The organism is Streptomyces sp. CB02414, from assembly GCF_001905385.1.
Taxonomy (GTDB): Bacteria; Actinomycetota; Actinomycetes; order Streptomycetales; family Streptomycetaceae; genus Streptomyces.
This window is the reverse complement of record NZ_LIPF01000002.1, coordinates 518,858-539,778: the sequence shown is the minus strand read 5'-3', so window position 1 is coordinate 539,778 and position 20,921 is coordinate 518,858. Positions and strand designations below refer to the sequence as shown.

The 20,921-nt window shown below is 72.9% G+C and carries 19 protein-coding genes; 13 read left to right on the top strand and 6 right to left on the bottom strand.

Features of this window, described 5'->3' with window-relative positions:
• Window positions 1–32: 32 nt before the first annotated feature.
• The 7 genes from AMK11_RS08615 (at window position 33) to AMK11_RS08585 (ending at window position 5,629) form a co-directional block, all read left to right on the top strand.
• Window positions 33–581 carry a hypothetical protein gene (locus AMK11_RS08615; RefSeq protein WP_073724823.1) on the top strand — a complete coding sequence of 183 codons (549 nt, stop codon included), beginning with the start codon at window positions 33–35 and terminating at the stop codon, window positions 579–581.
• 87 nt (window positions 582–668) lie between these two features.
• Window positions 669–1,232: a hypothetical protein gene (locus tag AMK11_RS08610; protein WP_073724821.1), complete on the top strand. Its 564-nt coding sequence runs from the start codon at window positions 669–671 to the stop codon at window positions 1,230–1,232.
• A gap of 195 nt (window positions 1,233–1,427) precedes the next feature.
• Window positions 1,428–1,835 carry a hypothetical protein gene (locus AMK11_RS08605; protein ID WP_198941319.1) on the top strand — a complete coding sequence of 136 codons (408 nt, stop codon included), beginning with the start codon at window positions 1,428–1,430 and terminating at the stop codon, window positions 1,833–1,835.
• Window positions 1,836–1,932: 97 nt separating this feature from the next.
• On the top strand, window positions 1,933–2,550 hold the full coding sequence (locus tag AMK11_RS08600) for an RNA polymerase sigma factor (RefSeq protein ID WP_073724817.1): 618 nt from the start codon (window positions 1,933–1,935) through the stop codon (window positions 2,548–2,550).
• Window positions 2,547–3,458 carry a hypothetical protein gene (locus AMK11_RS08595; protein ID WP_079187315.1) on the top strand — a complete coding sequence of 304 codons (912 nt, stop codon included), beginning with the start codon at window positions 2,547–2,549 and terminating at the stop codon, window positions 3,456–3,458. The genes AMK11_RS08600 and AMK11_RS08595 overlap by 4 nt, the downstream gene beginning before the upstream one ends.
• Before the next feature lie 330 nt (window positions 3,459–3,788).
• Entirely contained in the window at window positions 3,789–4,451 is a 663-nt protein-coding gene (locus AMK11_RS08590) for an RNA polymerase sigma factor (RefSeq protein ID WP_073724815.1), read from the top strand.
• On the top strand, window positions 4,451–5,629 hold the full coding sequence (locus AMK11_RS08585; protein ID WP_073724813.1) for a hypothetical protein: 1,179 nt from the start codon (window positions 4,451–4,453) through the stop codon (window positions 5,627–5,629). Before AMK11_RS08590 ends, AMK11_RS08585 begins: the two co-directional genes overlap by 1 nt.
• A gap of 184 nt (window positions 5,630–5,813) precedes the next feature.
• On the opposite strand, the gene AMK11_RS08580 is transcribed toward AMK11_RS08585, so the two are convergent.
• A complete protein-coding gene (locus tag AMK11_RS08580; protein ID WP_073725689.1) occupies window positions 5,814–6,713 on the bottom strand; it encodes a L,D-transpeptidase family protein in 900 nt (299 codons plus the stop codon).
• Between the two features lie 252 nt (window positions 6,714–6,965).
• Between AMK11_RS08580 and AMK11_RS08575 the strand changes: the two genes are divergently transcribed.
• On the top strand, window positions 6,966–8,546 hold the full coding sequence (locus AMK11_RS08575) for an acyl-CoA mutase large subunit family protein (RefSeq protein WP_073724811.1): 1,581 nt from the start codon (window positions 6,966–6,968) through the stop codon (window positions 8,544–8,546).
• A gap of 159 nt (window positions 8,547–8,705) precedes the next feature.
• Here AMK11_RS08575 and AMK11_RS08565 read toward each other — a convergent pair whose 3' ends face one another.
• Window positions 8,706–9,686 carry a class I SAM-dependent methyltransferase gene (locus AMK11_RS08565; RefSeq protein ID WP_073724809.1) on the bottom strand — a complete coding sequence of 327 codons (981 nt, stop codon included), beginning with the start codon at window positions 9,684–9,686 and terminating at the stop codon, window positions 8,706–8,708.
• 219 nt (window positions 9,687–9,905) lie between these two features.
• Between AMK11_RS08565 and AMK11_RS08560 the strand changes: the two genes are divergently transcribed.
• The gene (locus tag AMK11_RS08560) at window positions 9,906–11,135 is read left to right on the top strand and encodes a trypsin-like serine protease (RefSeq protein WP_073724808.1); all 1,230 of its coding nucleotides are present in this window, start codon (window positions 9,906–9,908) and stop codon (window positions 11,133–11,135) included.
• Between the two features lie 70 nt (window positions 11,136–11,205).
• Here the strand turns inward: AMK11_RS08560 and AMK11_RS08555 are convergent, their stop codons facing one another.
• The 4 genes from AMK11_RS08555 to AMK11_RS08540 all read right to left on the bottom strand — a co-directional run bounded on the left by AMK11_RS08555 (window position 11,206) and on the right by AMK11_RS08540 (window position 15,872).
• A complete protein-coding gene (locus tag AMK11_RS08555) occupies window positions 11,206–12,357 on the bottom strand; it encodes an acyltransferase family protein (protein ID WP_073724807.1) in 1,152 nt (383 codons plus the stop codon).
• A gap of 44 nt (window positions 12,358–12,401) precedes the next feature.
• Window positions 12,402–13,352 (bottom strand): class I SAM-dependent methyltransferase, encoded by a 951-nt coding sequence (locus tag AMK11_RS08550; RefSeq protein WP_073724806.1) that lies wholly within the window; start codon window positions 13,350–13,352, stop codon window positions 12,402–12,404.
• A gap of 208 nt (window positions 13,353–13,560) precedes the next feature.
• A complete protein-coding gene (locus AMK11_RS08545) occupies window positions 13,561–14,895 on the bottom strand; it encodes a polysialyltransferase family glycosyltransferase (RefSeq protein ID WP_073724805.1) in 1,335 nt (444 codons plus the stop codon).
• Window positions 14,892–15,872, bottom strand: a complete 981-nt coding sequence (locus tag AMK11_RS08540; protein WP_073724804.1) for a glycosyltransferase family 2 protein — start codon at window positions 15,870–15,872, stop codon at window positions 14,892–14,894. The genes AMK11_RS08545 and AMK11_RS08540 overlap by 4 nt, the downstream gene beginning before the upstream one ends.
• Before the next feature lie 198 nt (window positions 15,873–16,070).
• On the opposite strand from AMK11_RS08540, the gene AMK11_RS08535 reads away from it, so the two are divergent.
• From AMK11_RS08535 to AMK11_RS08520, 4 genes are read left to right on the top strand one after another with little or no spacing between them, the layout of a single operon-like run.
• Entirely contained in the window at window positions 16,071–17,411 is a 1,341-nt protein-coding gene (locus tag AMK11_RS08535) for a DUF6716 putative glycosyltransferase (RefSeq protein ID WP_073724803.1), read from the top strand.
• A 32-nt stretch (window positions 17,412–17,443) separates the two neighbouring features.
• The gene (locus AMK11_RS08530) at window positions 17,444–18,718 is read left to right on the top strand and encodes an N-acylneuraminate cytidylyltransferase (RefSeq protein ID WP_073724802.1); all 1,275 of its coding nucleotides are present in this window, start codon (window positions 17,444–17,446) and stop codon (window positions 18,716–18,718) included.
• 13 nt (window positions 18,719–18,731) lie between these two features.
• Window positions 18,732–19,670 (top strand): N-acetylneuraminate synthase family protein, encoded by a 939-nt coding sequence (locus AMK11_RS08525; protein ID WP_073724801.1) that lies wholly within the window; start codon window positions 18,732–18,734, stop codon window positions 19,668–19,670.
• Between the two features lie 43 nt (window positions 19,671–19,713).
• A complete protein-coding gene (locus tag AMK11_RS08520; RefSeq protein WP_073724800.1) occupies window positions 19,714–20,781 on the top strand; it encodes a hypothetical protein in 1,068 nt (355 codons plus the stop codon).
• Window positions 20,782–20,921 lie beyond the last annotated feature (140 nt).

Sequence of the window (20,921 nt, the reverse complement as noted above, 5' to 3'; positions counted from 1 at the left end):
GAGCCGAACGGACACGCGGGGGGAGCCGGGACATGGGCTACTGGGGCTATTTCGTCGTGGGCCGGGCCGAGCGGCCGCTCACGGAGCTGGACGCGCTGTCGGGCGCCGCGGACATGACGCTGCGCCGGTCGGCGCCGGACGGCTGGCAGGTGTGGGAGTTCCCGGGCGGCGACGGCGACGTCGGGAACATGAACGACCTGGCCGGGCAGACCGGCGCGCCCGCGCTGTTCGGGTACGTCATGGACAGCGACTGCGTGGTCGTGGAGGCGGCGGCGCCCGAGAGCGGGGCGTGGACGACCTGCCTGGCGCGGTCCGCGATGGCCGGGTACCTCGGCGCGGAGAAGGAGGGGCTCACCCTGGAGGACTACTTCCTCGAGCCCCGCGACGCCGCCGAGCGCGCCGTCGCCTGGGCGGCCGAGGCGGGGCGCGCCGCGAGCGCGGGGGAGCTGACGGACGTGCTGGCGGCCGACCCGGGCACCGCCGGTGCCGAGGGCGGAGCCGCTGACGGCGTCGCCGGTGACCCGGTGGCCGAAAACCTCTTCTTCCGGTTCCTCGACCGGCTGGGCGTGGTGCCGCTGTGACACTCCCGGGCCGTCGCACGCAGTAGGGGAAAGTGCGGGCTCCGTGGTCGTGAGCGGGGCGGAACGGCAGAAACAGGGAGGCACCGGATGAGCCTGGTGGAACTGATCGCGCGGGCCGACGCACGCGGACTCGCCGGGAGCGGACTGGCTTGTTTGGATCGCTGCCTGCCTCTGCTGGACGGCGGTGACGAGGTCCTGCGACCCCTGTGGGCCACCCTCGCCGCCGACGTCCCCGCCGGGGCCGGCTGGGCGCGGGAACTGGAGCGGGTGCGCGACGCGCTCGCCGGGCCCGGCGCGAGCGGCGAGGACGAGTGCGTGCTGCTGGCCCGCCGGATGCTGGACGCGGCGCCCGCCGAGTGCTCCGGGGCCGGACTGCGGACGTGGGCCGACGCCTGTTCCGTCGCCTCGCTCCGCGTCCACCGGCTCCTCGACCCCGCGACGGACGCCGCCCTCGGGGACGACGTCCGCGTCACGGGCGGCGCGGAGTCGCAGTCCCCGCTCGTCGCCGCCGAACTGCGCCGCCAGCTCACCGTCCTGGACGCCCTCACCGGCCACGGCCCGGCCGGGCTGCGCCGCGCCCTGGAGATCTCCACGGAGGGCCGCCGGGTACTGCGGGCCGTGGTCTCCCGCCGGGCTCGCGGGCGGGGCTGACCACAGGTCCCGCCGCCGGCGCGGTCGGCGTGCTGCGGGCGGGCCCGCCTGTGACCGTCATGCGCGGGACGCGCGACGGTGGTGCGGTGGTCGTGGGGGAGGCGGGGTGGTCCTGCGCCGGTTGCGGGGCGGGCGGCGTACGCGTGTGACGAAACACCGGCCGGCGGCGCTCTAGCCCATGTGACGACAGCCCGTGTGACGACTGTGACCAGCGGACCGACGACCCGGCAGGAGACCCGGCCGCCGGCCGCCGCCAAGCCGGTGCGGTGGGCGGCCGACGCGGTGGCCGCCCTGCGCGAGGGCGCCCGGCTGCGCCTGGACCACTCCGCGCAGAGCCTGTGGCGCGTCGACCGCGTCATCGACGGCATCCGGCGCGAGGGAACGCCGTACGCCGCCGTGGAGCCCGTGCTGCGCGGACTCGGCGCCTACGCCGGTGAGGTGATCGTGCGTGAGGCGGGCGGCGAGTGGTGGGCGACCGGCGGCGACCACTGGGTCCGCACCCCCGACGGCCGCCTGTGGGACCCGATCGACGAGGCCCGCCGCTGCTTCGCCGGCGACGGTTCGCTGCGGCTGCTGTGCTGGGACGCGGCGGCGGACGGCTGAGCCGCCGGCTGTGACACTTCCGTGCGCGCCGACGCTGATGACCGTGGGGGCGGGCTCAGCCGAGCACGCGAGGACTCGGTACGGACTAGGACGGTTCTTGGGCCAGCGAGGGGAACCCCGGCGCGTACAGACGTACGACGGGGAACTGGGCGCGGCCGTCGCGCGGGCCCAGGACGGTGACGAGGCGGCCTTCGCGGTCGCCTACCGGCTCGTGCAGCCGGGCCTGCTGGGCTACCTGCGCGGGCTGGTCGGGGACGACGCCGAGGACGTCGCGTCGGACGCGTGGCTGGAGATAGCCCGCGACCTGCGCCGTTTCCGGGGTGACGGGGCCGGCTTCCGGGGCTGGACGGCGACGATCGCCCGGCACCGGGCGCTGGACCACCTGCGCCGCCAGAAGGTACGGCCCCGGCCGGCCACGCTGGAACAGGGCGTCCTGGACCTGCCCGGCCCGCATTCGACGCACGACCAGGCGCTGGAGACGCTGTCCACGGAGGCCGCCCTCACCCTGATCTCGGGACTGCCCCGCGACCAGGCCGAGGCCGTGCTGCTGCGGGTCGTCGTCGGCCTCGACGGGCCCGCCGCCGCGCGTGTCCTCGGCAAGCGGCCGGGCGCGGTGCGCACGGCGACGTACCGGGGCCTGAAGCGGCTGGCACGGCAACTGGGCGCCGACGGTGTGACGGATGACGTGCCCGGGACGCTGGGGGAGTCGACATGACGGGCACGGGCGGCGCCGGCCCGCCGGACCGAGCGGGAACGGAGGCGGACATGGGCGCGCAGCACGGCGACGGCGGCACCGGCCACCGCCCCGGCCACCACGGCACCCCGCAGACGGAGGCCCTGCTCGCCGCCGCCCTGCGGCGGGACCACATCGACGACGAGGGCGAACGGCGGGCCGTGGCCGCGTTCCGCACCAGCCGCGAAACGGAACCGGGCCGGGCGGCCCGCACCCGCCGGCGGGACGACTGGCGCCCGCGCGAGCGGCGGCGGGCCGGACGCCCGCTGAAGACCGCCCTGTCGGTGCTGCTGGCGAGCCTCACCCTGGGCGGCGTGGCCTACGCGGCGATCGGTGCGGGCGGCTCCGCCGCCGACGTCGCCCGGCCGGACCGCCCGCGTCCGTCCGCCACCACGGAGGCCGGGGACGGCGGGGGTGGCGAGGGCACGGGCGCCGTGACCGGCCCCGAGGTCCGGCCGGTCCCCACCCCGCGTCCCCCGAGCACCGCCCCGGACGCCTCCGCCCGGTCCGGCCCCCCGGCTTCCGCATCGGGGAGCGAGGCGGCCTGCCGTGCCCTCCAGCGGCTGGACGGTCGCGGCAAGGCGCTGGACGCCGCGGTCTGGGAAAGGCTCGTCGCGGCGGCGGGTGGCGAGGAGGAAGTCGCCGGCCACTGTGCCGAGGTGGGTGCCGCGGACGCCCGGAGGAACGCCGTGGACGGGCGTGTCCCCTCGGCCGTCCCGGTCACCCCGGAACCGACAGGGGTCCCTGCGAACGGAGCGGGCGCGGCCCGCGGGAACGGCCAGGCCGACGGCAATGACCAGGGCGGCGGGATCGGCCGGAGAGCAGGCGACGGCACGGCGGGCGGCTCCGTCGCCGGGCGGGCCGGTCCGGCTCCGGGGACGGACGGATAGCCCTCGGCCGGGTCGGGGCGCCGGGGACGACCGGGGCCGCCACCCCCCACAGGAGAGGCCCCGGCCGCCGCGCGGCACGGGCCGCGCGGCGGCCCGTACTCCCTACAGCGCCGCGACTGCGTTTTCTGTCACACCCCACCGCGTCACGGCTTAGTTGCATCTTGTACGGCAATGCGATGGGGACATGGACGAGCGGTGGTTTCAAGACGTAACGTGCCATTCGCGCCGGGGGGTCGCGGGAGACCACCGCGACCATCGATCGAGGAACCACGACGGCGAGGACCACGTCCGCGAGAGCGGCGCCGGTTCAGGCGCAGAAAGGCCTTCTCGGTGCTGGGGGACGACGCGGAGCTGACCGCCGCGGTGCGGGCGGCGCAGGACGGGGACGAGACCGCGTTCCGGACCGTGTACCGCGCCGTGCATCCGCGACTGCTGGGATACGTGCGGACGCTGGTGGGCGATCCGGACGCGGAGGACGTGGCGTCCGAGGCCTGGCTGCAGATCGCCCGTGACCTGGAGCGGTTCGACGGCGACGCCGACCGGTTCCGCGGCTGGGCCGCCCGTATCGCCCGCAACCGGGCGCTGGACCACATCCGCATGCGCGGTCGCCGGCCCGCGGTCGGCGGCGACGAGACCGAACTGACCGGCAAGCCCGCCGAGTCCGACACCGCGGGCGAGGCCCTGGAAGCCCTGGCCACCGACAGCACCCTCTCCCTCATCGCCCGGCTGCCCCAGGACCAGGCCGAGGCGGTGGTCCTGCGCGTGGTGGTGGGCCTCGACGCCAAGAGCGCCGCCGAGACGCTGGGCAAGCGGCCCGGTGCCGTCCGTACGGCGGCGCACCGCGGCCTGAAGCGGCTGGCCGAACTCCTCGGCGGCGATCCGGAATCGGGTGGCGGGCTCGGCGCACTGCCGCCCCAGCGAGAACCGCACCGTCGTGCGGTGACGTCCGCGAGTGTGACGCATACGCGTGCGCGGACGCAGAAGGACATGTGATGGCCGACGAGCAGGACAGGTGGCTGGACCGCGAAACGGCGGAGATCTTGCTGCGCGGAGAGTCACTGGAGGCTGTCGACCCCGCGGCCCGCGACCGGGCCGAACGGCTCGCCGAGGCCTTGGGCGCGCTCGCCGCCCCACCCGTGCCGACCAGCGAGGAACTCCCCGGCGAGGCCGCCGCGCTGGCCGCCTTCCGCAAGGTGCGCGCCGAGCGGGCCGACGAGGCGGCGGGGGCGCCGGCCGGGCACGGACGCGGCGCCTCGGCTCCGCCCGCCGACGCCGGGCTGATCCGCATCGGCCCGCGCGGCGATGGCACCCGGCGCCCCGGGCGGTTCCGTCCGCTGCGCCTCGGGCTGGTCGCCGCACTGACCGTCGGCATGGTCGGCGGGGTCGCGGTGGCGGCCGGAACCGGAGTCCTGCCGCAGCCGTTCGGCGACGCCGGACCGGACCCCGCCGCCACCGTCTCCGCAGCCGCGTCCCCCGACCGCCCGCTCACCTCGCCCTCGCCGCCGGCCGGTGTACGGGGCGGTTCGGTGCCCGGCGGTTCCACGACCGGCGAACCCGGCCGCGACGAGCGGGCGGACGGCGAGGACGAGGACCGCGACACCGGCACCGGCACCGGCACCGACTCCGGGGACCGGGGGACCGGCGACCACCCTGGGGGAGGACGGCAGACCCTCGTCGCGGCCTGCCGCGACGCGCGGGCCGGCCGCGAACTCGACGACGCCCGCAGGCGCGCCCTGAAGGAGGCCGCCGGGAGTACCTCGAAGATCGGCAAGTACTGCCGGAACCTCCTTTCCGGTTCCGGCGCCGACGCCCGGGACCGCGACACCGGACGGGACGCCGGGGACAACGGCGAGGCGGCGCGGGAACGGAAGCCGCACAAGGACGCGGGCGGCAAGGGCGACAACGAAGGCCGGGGGAACAAGGGCGGCAAGGGCGACCACGGCGGCGAGGGCGGCAAAGGCTCCACGGGCGGCAAGGGCGGTGGAAAAGGCGGCGGCGACAAGGACGGCAAGGGCGATGACGACGACGGCGGCCACATAGCCCCGCCCGTCGGGCACCACGGCCCGCACGCCCTCCCGGCCCTCCCGCGCCTCCACCGGCAGGGCCCCACCCATCTGCCGCACCACCGGCCCGCCATCGGCGACACCCTTTCTGACCTGCGCGTTTCCTAGGCAGACAGATTTTTCTAGCGAGGGTGTGACACTTTCGGGCGCCCGGGCGCAGTAATGAGTGAGCCGACTGGTCATCGGCTTTCGCACCGAGCCGGGGTTCCCCCCGTACCTACGGCTCGTGCACCTCGGCGCGGGCGGGACACGTTCCCCCGGTCCCGCCCGCGCCCATTCCGCTCCTCGCGCCTCACCGGTACACGACGACCTTGTCGCCGTCGCGCACCTGCGCGTACAGATCGGCGATGGCCGCCTCGTCCCGCACGTTGACGCAGCCGTGCGAGGCGCCCGCGTAGCCGCGGACGGCGAAGTCGTACGAGTAGTGCACGGCCTGGCCGCCGCTGAAGAACATCGCGTACGGCATGGGCGAGTCGTAGAGCGTCGAGACGTGGTGGCGTGACTTCCAGTAGACGTGGAACACGCCCTCGCGGGTCGGCGTGTACTGCGAGCCGAACCGAACCGGCATCGTCGACACGGTCCGCCCGTCGACCATCCAGCGCAGCGTCCGGCTCGTCTTGCTCACGCACAGCACCCGGCCGCTCAGGCAGCGCGGGTCGGGCGGGTCGGCCGGCTGCCCGCCCATCAGATACAGGTCCCACTTGCCCGGCTCGCGCGTCATGTCCAGCAGCCGCTGCCAGGTGACGGTGTCCGTCCTGCCGGTCCTCGGCAGACCGCGCTTGCCCTGGAAGCCGCTCACCGCCTCCTCGGTCAGGTCGTCGTACGTCCCGGTCGGGCCGTCGACCAGCCACTCGACCTGGCGCAGCCGGGCCTGGAGTTCGCGCACGTCCCGGCCGCTGTCGCCGGGCCGCCACAGCACCGGGGCCACGGTCCGGGTGGGCGGCGCGCTCGACGGCCGGTCACCGGCCGGTGTGCGCTTCGGCCCGTCCGCCCCCTCCGCGCCCTGCGGCGTCTCCTGTCCCTCCTGCCCCGCCGGCGGGGCGCTGGTGACATCTATGCGCACCGGCGCGCGCCCCTTGCCGTCCGGCCCCGTGCCCTGCACGGTGCAGCCGCCGACCGCCAGCACGACCCCCAGCGCGACCGCGACCGCCCTCCCGGTACCGCCCACGCTCCCCATGCCCGTCATACGCATCACGACCCCCCGCCGTCTCACCGCCCCGCACGGGCGTCCTCTGAGATGTTCCCCGCGGATGACGCGCCGCGAACGGCGCGGCATCGTTGTGACCGGGACCGCAGCGAGCTTGTGAGCAAGGTCCCAGCGTGCGCCCCTCCACGGGTGGTGCGTGCGCCGATACAGTCCGTCGACAGGGTCGTTCTGTACTGGCGAGTAATTGACGGGTAGTTCGAACAGTTCGAGCATGTGCTCAGCGGGAGGCAACACACCATGGCGCGCGAGTCGGAGTCCGGACTGCCCATCGAACCGGTCTACGGGCCCGACGCCCTCTCGGGCTGGGACGCGGCGGAGAAGCTGGGCGAGCCGGGGAAGTACCCGTTCACGCGGGGCGTGTACCCGTCGATGTACACCGGCCGGCCCTGGACGATGCGCCAGTACGCCGGTTTCGGCACCGCGACGGAGTCCAACGCCCGCTACAAGCAGCTGATCGCCAACGGCACGATGGGTCTGTCGGTCGCCTTCGACCTGCCGACGCAGATGGGCCACGACTCCGACGCGCCCATCGCGAGCGGCGAGGTCGGCAAGGTCGGCGTGGCGATCGACTCGATCGACGACATGAGGGTGCTGTTCGGCGGGATCCCGCTGGACAAGGTCTCCACGTCGATGACGATCAACGCCCCCGCCGCCCTCCTGCTCCTGCTCTACCAACTCGTCGCCGAGGAGCAGGGCGTCAGCGCCGACCAGCTCACCGGCACGATCCAGAACGACGTGCTGAAGGAGTACATCGCGCGGGGCACGTACATCTTCCCGCCGAAGCCGTCGCTGCGCCTGATCGCGGACATCTTCAAGTACTGCAAGGCCGAGATCCCGAAGTGGAACACCATCTCGATCTCGGGTTACCACATGGCGGAGGCGGGTGCCTCTCCCGCGCAGGAGATCGCGTTCACCCTCGCGGACGGCATCGAGTACGTGCGCACGGCGGTCGCGGCCGGCATGGACGTCGACGACTTCGCACCCCGCCTCTCCTTCTTCTTCGTGTCCCGTACGACGATCCTGGAGGAGGTCGCCAAGTTCCGGGCGGCCCGCCGGATCTGGGCGCGGGTGATGAAGGAGGAGTTCGGCGCGAAGAACCCCAAGTCGCTGATGCTGCGCTTCCACACCCAGACGGCCGGCGTGCAGCTGACCGCCCAGCAGCCCGAGGTGAACCTGGTCCGCGTCGCCGTGCAGGGCCTCGGCGCGGTCCTGGGCGGCACCCAGTCCCTGCACACCAACTCCTTCGACGAGGCCATCGCGCTGCCCACCGACAAGTCGGCCCGGCTCGCCCTGCGCACGCAGCAGGTCCTCGCCTACGAGACGGACGTGACGGCGACCGTCGACCCCTTCGCCGGTTCCTACGTCGTCGAGAAGATGACCGACGACGTCGAGGCGGCGGCGCTGGAGCTGATGGGCAAGGTCGAGGACCTGGGCGGCGCGGTCAACGCCATCGAGCACGGTTTCCAGAAGAGCGAGATCGAGCGCTCCGCCTACCGCATCGCCCAGGAGACCGACTCCGGCCAGCGGGTCGTGGTCGGCGTCAACCGCTTCCAGCTCGACGAGGAGGAGCCGTACGAGCCGCTCCGCGTCGACCCGGCCATCGAGGCCCAGCAGGCCGAACGCCTGGCACGGCTCCGCGCGGAGCGCGACCAGCAGACGGTGGACACGGCACTGGCGGCCCTGAAGAAGGCGGCCGAGGGCGAGGACAACGTCCTCTACCCGATGAAGGACGCGCTGCGGGCCCGGGCGACGGTGGGCGAGGTGTGCAACGCGTTGCGGGAGGTTTGGGGGACGTACGTGCCTTCGGATGCCTTCTGAGCTGGGATGTCACCTCCGTCACCGGACGCTCCCGACGTTGCCGGCCGACTTCGCGACCCCCGATTTCCCTGTCGTCGACGAGGACTTCCGCGACGCCCACGTCACCAAGAACAGCCGTCGGAGCGCAGCCGGCCTTGGTGATCGCGGGGACCGGGAGGCCTACGGCCTCGACTGACCCGTACCGCCCGCCTTCGCCCGCTGAACCGCCCGGTACCGGCGCACCGCACGCGTCACGACCGGCGGCAGCACGTCCAGGGCGAGCCGGCGGGCGCGGTCGCGCGGGGTCCGCGGCCGGGGCGGACGCGTCTGCGCGGGCCGGGCCTGCGCTCGCGGCGCCGGCGTCGGGGCCGCCGGTGTGGGCACGGGCGCGGGCGCCGGGTGCCGCGAGGCCGGCAGGGACGGCGGCTGCATCCGCTTCACCTTGGCGCGGGCCCGGACCAGCCGGTGCCCCGCGGCCTGCTCCACGGTCACGGCGACGTCGTCGCGGTCGCGCAGGGCGGCCATCAGCTCCTCCTGGAGCGGCTCCGGATCGCCCCAGGTGCCGTACAGCTTCTGGCTGCTCAGGCAGACGGGCCGCAGTCCACGGTTGAGCACCGCCTCCCAGGCGGCGACCGCGACACCCGGGGTGTGCTCGCTGCGGAAGTCGTCGAGGACGACGATGCCGTCGGGCAGCAGCAGGTCCCGGGCCGCGCCGATGTCCCCGTGCACGTGCTCGTACAGGTGCGAGGCGTCGATGTGGGCGAAGCGGCAGGTGCCGGGCGCGACCTCGTCGGTGATCGTGGAGCTGACGTCCTGGACGATCGTCGGCAGGGAGTCGTGGAAGGAGAGGTAGTTCCGCTCGAAGGCCTGCCGGGTGAGCGTGGAGTACGACTGCGCCGCCTCCGCCCGGTTGGCCGCGTCCGGCGGCTCGGTCCCGAACAGGTCGCAGACCGTGAGGGTCTCGCCCTCCCGCAGGTGGTGCCCCAGCAGGATCGCGCTCTTGCCCATGTAGGCGCCCAGTTCGAGCAGGTCGCCCTCGGTGCCCTGCCGCTTCTGACGCTCCAGGAACCAGGAGAACAGAACCTGGTCGAGCGGCCAGAACCAGCCGGGTACGTCGTTCAGGTCGCCGGGGTACTTGTGCGTCTCTTGCGCAGTGGCCATGGCCCGAGGATGCCTTCTCGGCGCTCACCACGTAAGCGGCACGCGCGATCTCATCGAAGGAACATCACACAAATGACCCAATGTGACCGGAGGAATACCTTCCGGTCGCGGTGTCGCGCTTCTCGTGGCCACCTCCGGTACAGGCCGATTTAAAGAACTGGCGATTACATGACGTGTTCACGATGGTGTGTCGTGAATGACGACAGGAGTATGAAAAACATGATGAAGAGTGCGAGACCCGGCGTCTGGCTCGCAGCGGTACTGGTGGCGGCGGGAACGCTGGCCGCGACTCCCGCCCGGGCGACCGTGGGGGAACCGGTCGGCGACGGGGAGAAGCCCTATGTCGCGAGGATCGAGATAGGTGACACGGGCCGTGCCTGTTCCGGCGCGCTCGTCGAGGCCCGCTGGATCGTCACCGCGGCGAGTTGCTTCGCCGAGGACCCCGCACAGCCGACCACGGTCCCCGCGGGACCGCCGTCCCGGCCGGCCGAGGTCACCGTGGGGCGCACCGACCTGACCACGACGGCCGGCGTGGTCCGCGACATCGTGGAACTCGTCCCCCGCCCCGACCGCGACCTCGTGCTGGCCCGGCTGTCCGCGCCGGCGTACGGCGTCACCCCGGTGGCCCTCAGCGCCGAGGCACCCGTCGGCGGCGAGGCGCTGACCGTCGCCGGTTACGGCCGCACCGCGGACGAGTGGGCGCCCCTGCGGTCGCACGTGGGGACCTTCACCGTCACCGGCACCCGCGGAGCCGAGCTGGACATCGAGGGACAGGACGGCGCCGCGGTCTGCAAGGGCGACGCGGGCGGCCCGGCGGTCCGTTCCGGTGCCGCCGGCGACGAGCTGGTCGCGATCAGCAGCCGCTCCTGGCAGGGCGGGTGCTTCGGCTCCGAGGAGACCCGTCGCGGTGCCGTCGAGACCCGCCTCGACGACATCACGGACTGGATCGGTGTCCAGGTCGCCCGCTGGTCACTGAAGTCGGAGGCGAACGGCAAGTACGTGAGCACCGCCCTCGGCGCCACCGGCACCCACGAGGGCAAACTGCAGGCACGCGCCGACACGGTGGCGGGCTGGGAGCAGTTCTCGCTCCACACCCGGGACGGCGGAACCACGGTGGGGCTCCGTTCCGCGGCCAACGGCCTCTTCGTCGCCAGTGAACTGAACCAGACCGGCGCCTACGAGGGCATGCTGCGCGCCCGCAGCGAGTCCCTCGGCGGCTGGGAGCGGTTCACGCTCGTTCCGCAGGGCGGCCAGAAGTACGCGCTGCGGTCGACGGCGAACGACAAGTACGTCGCCACCGAGGCCAACTCCACCGGAGACGACGCCAACCTGCTGCGGGCCCGTTCCGCCAGCGTCGCCGGCTGGGAGCGCTTCACCCTGGAGCACGCCGACAACTACCGCGTCACGGGCGTCGCCCCGGCCGGCCCGGCTCCGCTCCCCGTGAGCTGACCTCGCCGCCCACACGGCACGCACTGACCGGGGCCCGGGGCGCGATCCGCCCCGGGCCCCGGAGTCCGGGTCAGCGGGACCTGGACAGCGCGGTCCGCATGAGCGGGGTGAACTTCTTCTCCACGTACCGGTTCAGTAGCCAGGCCAGTACGAGCATCGCCGCGACGGTCAGCAGGAAGGTGGCGTACGACGGTATCCCCAGGTCCTGGTGCAGGACCTCGATGACGACCCAGCCCAAGTGCTCGTGCACGAGGTAGAACGGGTAGGTCAGCGCGCCCGCCACCGTCAGCCAGCGCCAGTCGGCCCAGTTGAGCCAGCCGAGGGCGATGACGGCGACCAGGGCGAAGCCGAGGGTGACGACCAGGACTATCCCGAACGCCGTGCGGTTGGAGAACGCGTCCGGGGAAGGCGGATGCCACAGACTCTGGACGGCGGCGTGCTGGCCTGTCAGCCAGCTCACGGCGACGATGCCCCAGGCGTACGCGTCCCGACGGTTCCGGTACACCAGGTACAGACCGATTCCGCCGATGAAGAACGGGGCGTGTTCGGGCATCAGGACCAGGTCGAGCAGCGGTTCGTCCGCTGCCTGCGTGATCGCCGCCGCCAGTGTCCAGCAGGCGCAGAAGAGGATCACCCGCTGCCGGCTGGCACCCGGCAGGACGACGCAGAGTGCGAACAGGGCGTAGAAGCGGATCTCCACCCACAGTGTCCAGTCCACGCCCAGGACCCGGTCGGCACCGAGCGGCTGTTGCAGCAGTGTCAGGTTCACCAGCCCCTCGCTCGGCGAAACCGCCGCGTAGGCGACGGCCGGCAGGGCGAACACGGCCGTCACGAGGGCGACCGCTACCCAGTAGGCGGGCAGCAGCCGGGAGGCACGCGAGGCGAAGAAGGAACGCAGCGACCGTCCCCACCCGCTCATGCAGATGACGAAACCACTGATCACGAAGAAGACCTGCACGCCCAGGCACCCGTACGCGAACAGCGAGTGGAGAGTGGGGAACTGGAACTCGGGCGACGTCCCCCAGGCCGCGGTCACGTCACCGCCGCGGCCACCGTAGTGGTACGCCGCCACCATCAGCGCGGCCACCAGCCGGAGCCCGTCCAGGGCGCGCAATCGCCCTGGCGCGGTCTTGCGCGGCTGCGGTGCCGGGCCGGAGGGCGCCGGAGGGAGAACGGCCGTCACCGGCCGGGTGGTCGACGTGGTCACGACCGTCTTGGTCACGCTCGTACTACTCCTTTGACCGCTTGTCCGGTCGGTTCGGTTGCTCAGGACGCCCGCAGGTACGCCGAGCGCGCGGCCTTGCCCAGGTAGGTGAAGCGGGTCTCGCCCTTCAGGTGGTCGTCCAGGGCGTCGCCGATGCCCGGCCAGTTGGGGTCGCCGTAGTCGTCCAGGACGACGATCCCGCCCGGCGCGGCGATCTCCTCGGCCCATTCGAGGTCCTGGGCGACGCCCTTGGCCGAGTGGTCACCGTCCACGACGATCACGCCGTAACGGCGGTCCGAGACGGCGGCCCGGGTTTCGGGGTCCTCGGAGAACCCCTGCTGGATGCGCGCCGCCGCGCCCGCCGGGCCGGCGAGGCCCAGGTTGGTGCGTACGGCGTGTTCGTCGACCGGCGTGCCGGTGGGGTCCGGTCGTTCGTCGGTGCCGGGCTGGAGCTGCACGCCGGCGAACGGGTCGACGATGGTCAGGTTCGGGCTGCGGCCGTCGCGCTCCATCATCCGCACCAGACCGGCGGAGAACATGCCGTACAGCGTGCCGATCTCCAGGATCTCGTCGTTCGGCGGGTCGAGCAGCGGGATCGCGCCGAGCTTGCCGCAGATGTTCATGGTGCCGCCCGCGATCCGGCCGACACCCAGCGACTCCAGCGCGACCAGCAGCCGGAAGGCGGCGGAGACGTTGCGCACCGCCGCGTCACGGTCGCCGGACAACTCGGTGACCTCGGCGTACAGACGCTCCAGCGGAGCCTCGGCCACCATGCGGGAGATGCCGCGGCCGCGCGGGCCGCAGAGCAGCTCGAAGGTGAGCTGCCCGTGCTTGAGCAGCTCGACGTCCCGGGCCAGCCGCTCGGCTTCCGGACTGCCCTGCGCCCCCTGGGTGACGGTGTTACGGGTGGTGGCCGAGCGGAGCTGCCGCTCGATGCGCTGGTCGATCAGGTCGGCGACCGGACGCAGCAGACGCCGGGAGATCGAACTGCGGAGGAGAGAACGACTGTTCATAGGTCAAGGGCCTCTGTCCGTCACGGAGTTGAACGTAAGTACGAAGAACACGTGTGGGGCGGATGAGGCAAAGGCTAAGCACGGGCACGACCGGGAGAAGAGCGGCGGAGCGGGCCATTGGAAGAACTTCCGCGGAACTCCGGATGTCCGGTGGGAGAGAGCCGACGGCGGGAACTCCGCGTTCACGTTCCCGACACCGGCGGCCCTCTCACCGTTTGATCGACCGTCGAATGGCCCGCGCCCGTCTGACGACCTTGCGTGCCGCGGAATTCCGGGGCAGGAACGCCAGCCGCTCCGGAAGGCCGCCGGGCAGCCCCAGCGACGTGAGCCGCCGCTTCTTGAAGTAGCGCCGGGTGCTCTCGTCCAGACTGCTCCGCAGATACTCCTCGGCCGCCGGCCGCAGCTCCGGCAGGATCTTGGGCTGCATCGCGAACCCGACGGCCCGCACCAGCGCGGCCAGGGCGTCGGTGTCCAGTCCCCACCGCCCCTCGGCGACGGCCTCGGCGTCGGCCGGCTCCGGCAGCAGCGCGTCGACGACGGTGACGGGGACGCGGTTGCTGTTCTCGTACGGCGTCAGCCGGTCCAGCAGAGTCTCGGTGCCGACCCGGGCGACCGGCAGCCGGTACAGGACGGACGCCGTGAGCAGGGCCGTGGAGAAGCAGCCCACGACCAGTGCCGGACGCATCCGCTGGTACAGCACCTCCGCCAGGACCGGTGTGTCCAGCACGGTCAGGTCGACCCCGAGCCTCTGAGCCTCCTGCTCCAGGGTGCGGGTGAAGCGGGCCGGGGCCGTGGGGTGCGGTTTGAACACCACACGGGTGTGGCCGAGTCCGACCGCGCCCGTCAGCATGCGCACATGCAGGTCCTCCTCCTCCTCGGCGGAGAGGATGCCCAGTGCCGACAGGTACTGACCGAGCAGCAGCGCCGGTTCCTCGAGGTCCGGCAGACCGGTGCCGGTGTCCGCCAGTTCGGCCAGCACCTTGGTGAACGCCTGGGTCGGCACGACCTCGGGAGCGACGCCGAACTCGGTGAGCAGCAGCGGCGTCAGCCCCGGCACCAGGTCGAGGTGGAGCAGCCGCTCCACGCGCGTACCGACCAACGGGTCGAGCTTGTTGCGGGTGGGGCCGTAGCTCATCAGCCCGTCCGCGTAGACGGTGAGCGGAGCGTCGGTGAAGATCTGCGCCACCCCCAGCGCCGGGTGCACCTGGATCGACTCCACGGCGAGCGCCACGTCGTCGTCGCCGAGCCCCCAGGCCAGCCGCAGATACCTCTCCCATATGGGCGCGTCGTCCACCCGCGGCGACCAGCCACCCGGATGGAAGGGGAAGATCGTCTCGTTCCACGACACCACGTCGTCGAAGCGCGACCGCAGTTGCTCGAAGCCGGGCATCGCGTCCAGGGCGGGCGTCGTCTCGGGCGTCGCCGCGTTGTTGGAGACCAGCAGGATCCGCCGGTCGGCCGGGGGGAAGCTGCCGGCGTCCAGGGCCGCGGCGAGCGTGGCGGTGCCGTACAGGGTCGATGCCAGGAAGATCTGCGTGCTCACGCGGCCACCTCCCCGGCCGGAACCGCACGACGGCGCAGCCGGCGCAGCAGGGTGGCACGCTCGGTGTCCATCGAGGCGAGCACCGAGTCGAGCGCGTCCTGCGGCATCCGCCGCAGTGCGGCGGCGCTCATCGCCTTCAGTTTGCGGGCCACGGCAGGCTCGAACCTTTCGATGGAACCGAGATGGTGGGAAATGATCGCGCAGTAGGTACGTACGGCCTTCGGGAGCAGGTTCTCGGCGTCGGGGTCGTCGGCCGCTCCCGCGACGACCTCGTCGAAGGCGCGGATGAAGTCGAGCTGGCGGACGTCCCCGATCTGGGTGAGCGAGGACGCCACCCCGCGCCGGTAGAAGACCCCGAGCAGTCCGGTCACCGCGAAGGACTCCGCCTCCCGGTGCAGCTTCCAGATCCAGGGCCGGTCCTCGGCCGTGCGCAGCCCGTCGGTGAAGTGGAGCAGACCCCGCTCGACCAGCCGGCGGTGGTAGATCCCGGCCCAGGCGAAGGCGTAGTCGACCGAGGTGGACCGGTGGGCCGGCAGTATCGCGTCGCGTGGCCGCAGGACGACGTTGCGGCGGCCGTGCGGCACCCGGTGCACCGTGCGGGCCCGTGCCGTGCACTGGACGTGGTCGGTGCGCACGAAGTCGCACCCCAGCCCCTCGATCGCGGCGACCAGCCGGTCGTAGTGGCCGGGCGCCAGCCAGTCGTCGCCGTCCAGGAAGGTGAGGTACTCGCCGCGCGCCCGGTCGATGCCGGTGTTGCGGGCGGTCGCCAGGCCGCCGTTCCGTTCGTGTGCGACCAGTACCGCCCCGGGCAGGTCGTGCTCCGCGCGCGCGAGGAGGTCCGCGGTCCCGTCGGTCGAGCAGTCGTCGACGAGAATGAATTCGAAGTCGTCCCGCGCGTTCGCGCGCAGACTCCGAAGGGTGTCGGGTGCGTATTGCCGCACGTTGTAGAACGGCACGATGACGGAGAGCTTTGGCACGTGAGAGACGCTAGGGAGCGGTCCGGTATTCGGCTTTACCCGTAACTTGCTGCGAGGTGAACGAGGCATGGCGAAGCCGTGAAGCGGACGCTTCTTCGGGCGTCCGGCGACCCGATTCGCCATTCGGTGTTGTGCTGTTCACCGTTTGTTGGATTCCGGTTGGGCGGTTCCTAGAAACGCCTTCCTAACTTCTTCGGCGTGCCAGCAAGTGCAACGAAGGCCCTGCGAGTGGCCGTCCTGGCGGACTCCGACACCCGGTGGAAATGGGGCGCGCTCACCGCGAGCCGAATGACACCGGACGACACGGAAATCAGCCTCGACGGATACCTGCTGCGCGGCCGAGCCACCCCCACCCCCCGCCAGCTGAGGGAAGTCGGCGTCACCGCGGACTCGCTCCGCGAGGTGACCGCCGTCGAGTTCCTGCGTGCCATGGGCGACGCGAGGGGCGAGGACTCCTACGACGTCCTCGTCCTCGCCCTGGTCGGCGGCGGCGTCCAGGCGATGCTGCACGGCCTGGGACGGGTCTGGCAGGACCGCGCCGAGCGGCCCGTGGTCGTCACCGGATACGTCGGCGTCGTCTACGAGAAGCTCGCCGACGGCCTGCTGCTGCGGCACGGAGCCGACGTCGTCCTCGCCAACTCCCGCCAGGACGCGGACCGTTTCCGGGCCGTGTACGAGGGGGTCGGCGCCGACGCCTCCGCGGTGACCGAGGTCGCCCTGCCCTTCCTGGGCGGAGCCGCCTACGCCGGGGAGCCCGGGGCCGGTGAACGCCCCCACACGGTGGTCTTCGCCGCCCAGCCCTCCGTGCCGGACAACCGCAAGGACCGTACGTACCTCCTCGACCGGCTGATCCGGCACGCTCGCCGGCATCCCGAGCGGGAGGTCGTGCTCAAGCTGCGCTCCAAGCCCGGCGAGCACACCACCCACATCGAGGAGCTGCCGTACCAGAAGCTGGTGCAGCGGGCCGACCCGCCGCCCAACTTCCGCCTGGTGTACGGCCACATGGGCGAGGTCCTCGACCGCACCGACCTCCTGGTCACCGTCAGCTCCACGGCGGCCCTGGAGTCCCTGCACCGCCGCATCCCCACGGCCGTACTGACCGACCTCGGGGTGCGCGAGGCGCTCGGCAACCACCACTTCGTCGGCTCCGGGTGCCTCGCCTCCTGGGACCAGCTCGACGAGGGGCACCGCCCGGTGCCCGACGCCGAGTGGATCGCCCGGCAGGGCGTGGCGGCCGACGGCGGCGCCTACGAGACCGCCTTCGACCGGGCCAGGGAGCGCATCGCCGCCCTGCGCGCCCGCCCCGGCGGCCTGCCCCCGCTGGCCCCGTACTACACGACCGTCACCGCCCCCGGTTACCTCCCGGGCATCCTCGCCCGCCACCACCTCGCCCCCGACGGCACCCCGCTGCCGGGCGCCCCCGCCGCCGACAAGGCACCCGGCCCGGTGCGCCAGGTCGTCCGCCGGGCCGCCCGCGGGGCCTACCGCCACGGCGTCCAGCGCGTGGCCCCGGTGATCCGGCGGATGGGGGAGCTGTGAACGCCCCGAACCGTCTCCAAGGAGTTCCGTCCATGTCCCAACCGGAAGCGGGCCGGGGCGCCGAGGTGCGCCGTGTGCTCGCGGTGATTCCCGCGCGCGGCGGCTCCAAGGGCGTGCCCGCGAAGAACCTCGCCCCCGTCGGCGGCGTACCGCTGGTGGCCCGCGCGGTGCGCGAGTGCCGGGCCAGCCGTCTCGTGACGGACGTCGTGGTCTCCACGGACGACCAGACCATCGCCGCCGCGGCCCGCGAGGCCGGTGCCGAGGTCGTGCTGCGGCCCGCCGCCATCGCCGGGGACACCGCCACCTCCGAGGCCGCCGTCCTGCACGCCATGGACGCCCACGAGGCCCTGCACGGCGCCGTCGTCGACGTGGTGCTGCTCGTGCAGTGCACCAGCCCCTTCATCGTCCGCGAGGACATCGACGGGGTGGCCGGCGCGGTCGCCGAGAGCGGCGCCGACACCGCGGTGACCGTCGCCCCGTTCCACGGCTTCGTCTGGCGCGACGGCGCCGGCGAGGAGGGCGGTCACGGCGTCAACCACGACAAGTCCCACCGCCCCCGCCGCCAGGACCGCCCCCAGGACCTGCTGGAGACCGGCGCCGCCTACGCCATGGCCGCCGGCGGCTTCCGCGAGCACCGGCACCGCTTCTTCGGCCGCACCGAACTGGTCCGCACCGACCCGGCCCGCGTCCTGGAGATCGACGACCCGCACGACCTGGCCCGCGCCCGCGCGCTGGCGCCCTTCTTCGACGCCGCCCGGCCCGGCGCCCTTCCCACCGCCGACGACATCGACGCGGTGGTCCTCGACTTCGACGGCACCCAGACCGACGACCGGGTGCTGATCGACTCCGACGGACGGGAGTTCGTCTCCGTGCACCGCGGCGACGGACTCGGCATCGCCGCCCTGCGCCGCAGCGGCCTGACGATGCTCATCCTGTCCACGGAAGTGAACCCGGTCGTCGCCGCCCGCGCCCGGAAGCTCAAGCTCCCGGTGCTGCACGGCATCGACCGCAAGGACCTCGCCCTCAAGCAGTGGTGCGAGGAGCAGGGCATCGCGCCCGAACGCGTGCTCTACGTCGGCAACGACGTCAACGACCTCCCGTGCTTCGCCCTCGTCGGCTGGCCCGTGGCGGTCGCGAGCGCCCACGACGCCGTACGCGGCGCGGCCCGCGCGGTCACCACCGTCCCCGGCGGTGACGGCGCCATCCGGGAGATCGCGAGCTGGATCCTCGGCCCCTCACTCGACGTACCCGACTTCCCCGGCGTACCCGACTCCCTCGAATCCCCCACGATCACCCAGTCCAGGTAAGGAAATCCCCGCCATGAGCACCAACTCCCGCATCCGCACCTTCGGCACCCGCGAGGCCGGCCCCGGCCGCCCCGTCTACATCACCGGCGAGATCGGCATCAACCACAACGGTGAGCTGGAGAACGCGTTCAAGCTGATCGACGCCGCCGCCGAGGCCGGCTGCGACGCCGTCAAGTTCCAGAAGCGCACCCCGGAGATCTGCACCCCGCGCGACCAGTGGGACATCGAGCGCGACACCCCGTGGGGCCGGATGACGTACATCGACTACCGCCACCGCGTGGAGTTCGGCGAGGACGAGTACCGCCAGATCGACGAGTACTGCAAGACGAAGAACATCGACTGGTTCGCCTCCCCGTGGGACACCGAGGCCGTCGCCTTCCTGGAGAAGTTCGACGTCCCCGCCCACAAGGTCGCCTCCGCCTCCCTCACCGACGACGAGCTGCTGCGCGCCCTGCGCGCGACGGGCCGCACGGTCATCCTCTCGACCGGCATGTCCACCCCGAAGCAGATCCGCCACGCGGTCGAGGTCCTCGGCTCCGACAACATCCTCATGTGCCACGCCACGTCGACGTACCCGGCGCAGGCCGAGGAGCTGAACCTCCGCGTCATCAACACCCTCCAGCAGGAGTACCCGAACGTCCCGATCGGCTACTCCGGCCACGAGACCGGCCTGCAGACCACCCTCGCCGCGGTCGCCCTCGGCGCCACCTTCGTCGAGCGCCACATCACCCTCGACCGCGCCATGTGGGGCTCCGACCAGGCCGCCTCCGTCGAGCCGCAGGGCCTGACCCGCCTGGTGCGCGACATCCGCACCATCGAGGCGTCCCTCGGTGACGGCGTCAAGAAGGTCTACGACTCCGAGCTCGGCCCGATGAAGAAGCTGCGCCGCGTCACCGGCGTCGTCGCCGAGGCGGAGATCGCCGACGCCGCGGGCGAGCCCGTCACCGTCTGACCACCGCCCACCGAGTCACCCACCACGGGACGGTCCCACACCGATGAGCCCCCGCGCCGGGAACGCCGGCCCCCGCACTCTCGCCTTCGTCGAGAGCCCGGTACAACTGCTGAACGTGCTGGAGTGGGCGCACACCCGCGCACCCGGCGCGGAGCTCACCCTCGTGGTCCTGTCCCCGGTCGATCCGATGACCCGGGGCCAGCTGCGCCGCATGGCGGAACTGGCCCGGCAGGAAGGGCACGAGATCCGCTGGGAGGAGGCCCGCGGCGGCGCCACGGCACCCTTCCGCACGGTGGGCGGCCTGGCCGGCGCGCTGCGCCAGGCCGAACGGATCGTCATGGGCGACCCGTTCTCCCGCTACGTACAACTGCTCCTGACCATCACCCGCGCCCACGACCTCGTCGTCGTCGACGACGGCACGGCCACGATGGAGTTCGTCACCCAGCTGGCGCAGGGCGAGCGCCTGGTCCGCTGGCACCGCAAGGGCAGCCGCCCCGGCCCCCGCGACCTCCTCTTCGCCCCCGTCTCCCGCTCCGCCCGCCACCGCCTGACCCCGACCCCCGACCGCCAGGTCACCGTCTTCTCCTCCATGCCGATCGAGGACGTCCCCGACGGCGTCACCGTCACCGCCAACGACTTCGCCTGGACCCGCGCCCGCTTCGGTCCGCCCCGCGTCACCCAGGGCGCCGACATGGTCGGCACGTCGCTGGTGGAGACCGGTGTCGTGGACGCCGACCGCTACCTGGACGCCGTACGCGGCCTGGCACGGACCCACGGCGCGGCCCGCTACTTCGCCCACCGCCGGGAGAGCACGGACAAACTCCACCGGCTGGCCGTGGAGACCGGCCTGGAGATCGTCCGCCCCGACCTCCCCCTGGAGCTGATCGCCCGCCGCGGCCCGATCGGCCGCACCATCCTCAGCTTCCCCTCCACGGTCGTCCACACCCTGCCCCTCGCCCTGGCCGGCACCGAGGTCCGCGTCGCCGTCTGCGACATCGACCCCGCCTGGCTCACCCAGCACGCGTCCCCCCGGGCCCGGGGGTTCCTGAACGGCGTGACCGGGTCGGCCCGGGGCGCGCACCGGCTGTCGGCGGTGGCGGGCGCCGGGTAGCCGTTCGTGCGGTGCGTCACGGCGGTGACGCTCCTCGTGACCGCCGGGCGTGGGGCGGGCGTGGCGTGGTATGCGTGAGTACAGCAAGGAAAGGCGGAGAACGGACATCGTCGCGGTGCGGGAAAGGCGGCGATTTTACC

Bases quoted from the DNA above. Each gene is read 5' to 3' on its own strand.
- AMK11_RS08610 (WP_073724821.1), top strand. From the start codon at position 669: ATGAGCCTGGTGGAACTGATCGCGCGGGCCGACGCACGCGGACTCGCC.
- AMK11_RS08565 (WP_073724809.1), bottom strand. From the start codon at position 9,686: ATGGCCACTGCGCAAGAGACGCACAAGTACCCCGGCGACCTGAACGAC.
- AMK11_RS08525 (WP_073724801.1), top strand. From the start codon at position 18,732: ATGAGCACCAACTCCCGCATCCGCACCTTCGGCACCCGCGAGGCCGGC.
- AMK11_RS08530 (WP_073724802.1), top strand. From the start codon at position 17,444: ATGTCCCAACCGGAAGCGGGCCGGGGCGCCGAGGTGCGCCGTGTGCTC.
- AMK11_RS08560 (WP_073724808.1), top strand. From the start codon at position 9,906: ATGATGAAGAGTGCGAGACCCGGCGTCTGGCTCGCAGCGGTACTGGTG.
- AMK11_RS08520 (WP_073724800.1), top strand. From the start codon at position 19,714: ATGAGCCCCCGCGCCGGGAACGCCGGCCCCCGCACTCTCGCCTTCGTC.
- AMK11_RS08595 (WP_079187315.1), top strand. From the start codon at position 2,547: ATGACGGGCACGGGCGGCGCCGGCCCGCCGGACCGAGCGGGAACGGAG.
- AMK11_RS08575 (WP_073724811.1), top strand. From the start codon at position 6,966: ATGGCGCGCGAGTCGGAGTCCGGACTGCCCATCGAACCGGTCTACGGG.
- AMK11_RS08585 (WP_073724813.1), top strand. From the start codon at position 4,451: ATGGCCGACGAGCAGGACAGGTGGCTGGACCGCGAAACGGCGGAGATC.
- AMK11_RS08550 (WP_073724806.1), bottom strand. From the start codon at position 13,352: ATGAACAGTCGTTCTCTCCTCCGCAGTTCGATCTCCCGGCGTCTGCTG.
- AMK11_RS08615 (WP_073724823.1), top strand. From the start codon at position 33: ATGGGCTACTGGGGCTATTTCGTCGTGGGCCGGGCCGAGCGGCCGCTC.
- AMK11_RS08580 (WP_073725689.1), bottom strand. From the start codon at position 6,713: ATGCGTATGACGGGCATGGGGAGCGTGGGCGGTACCGGGAGGGCGGTC.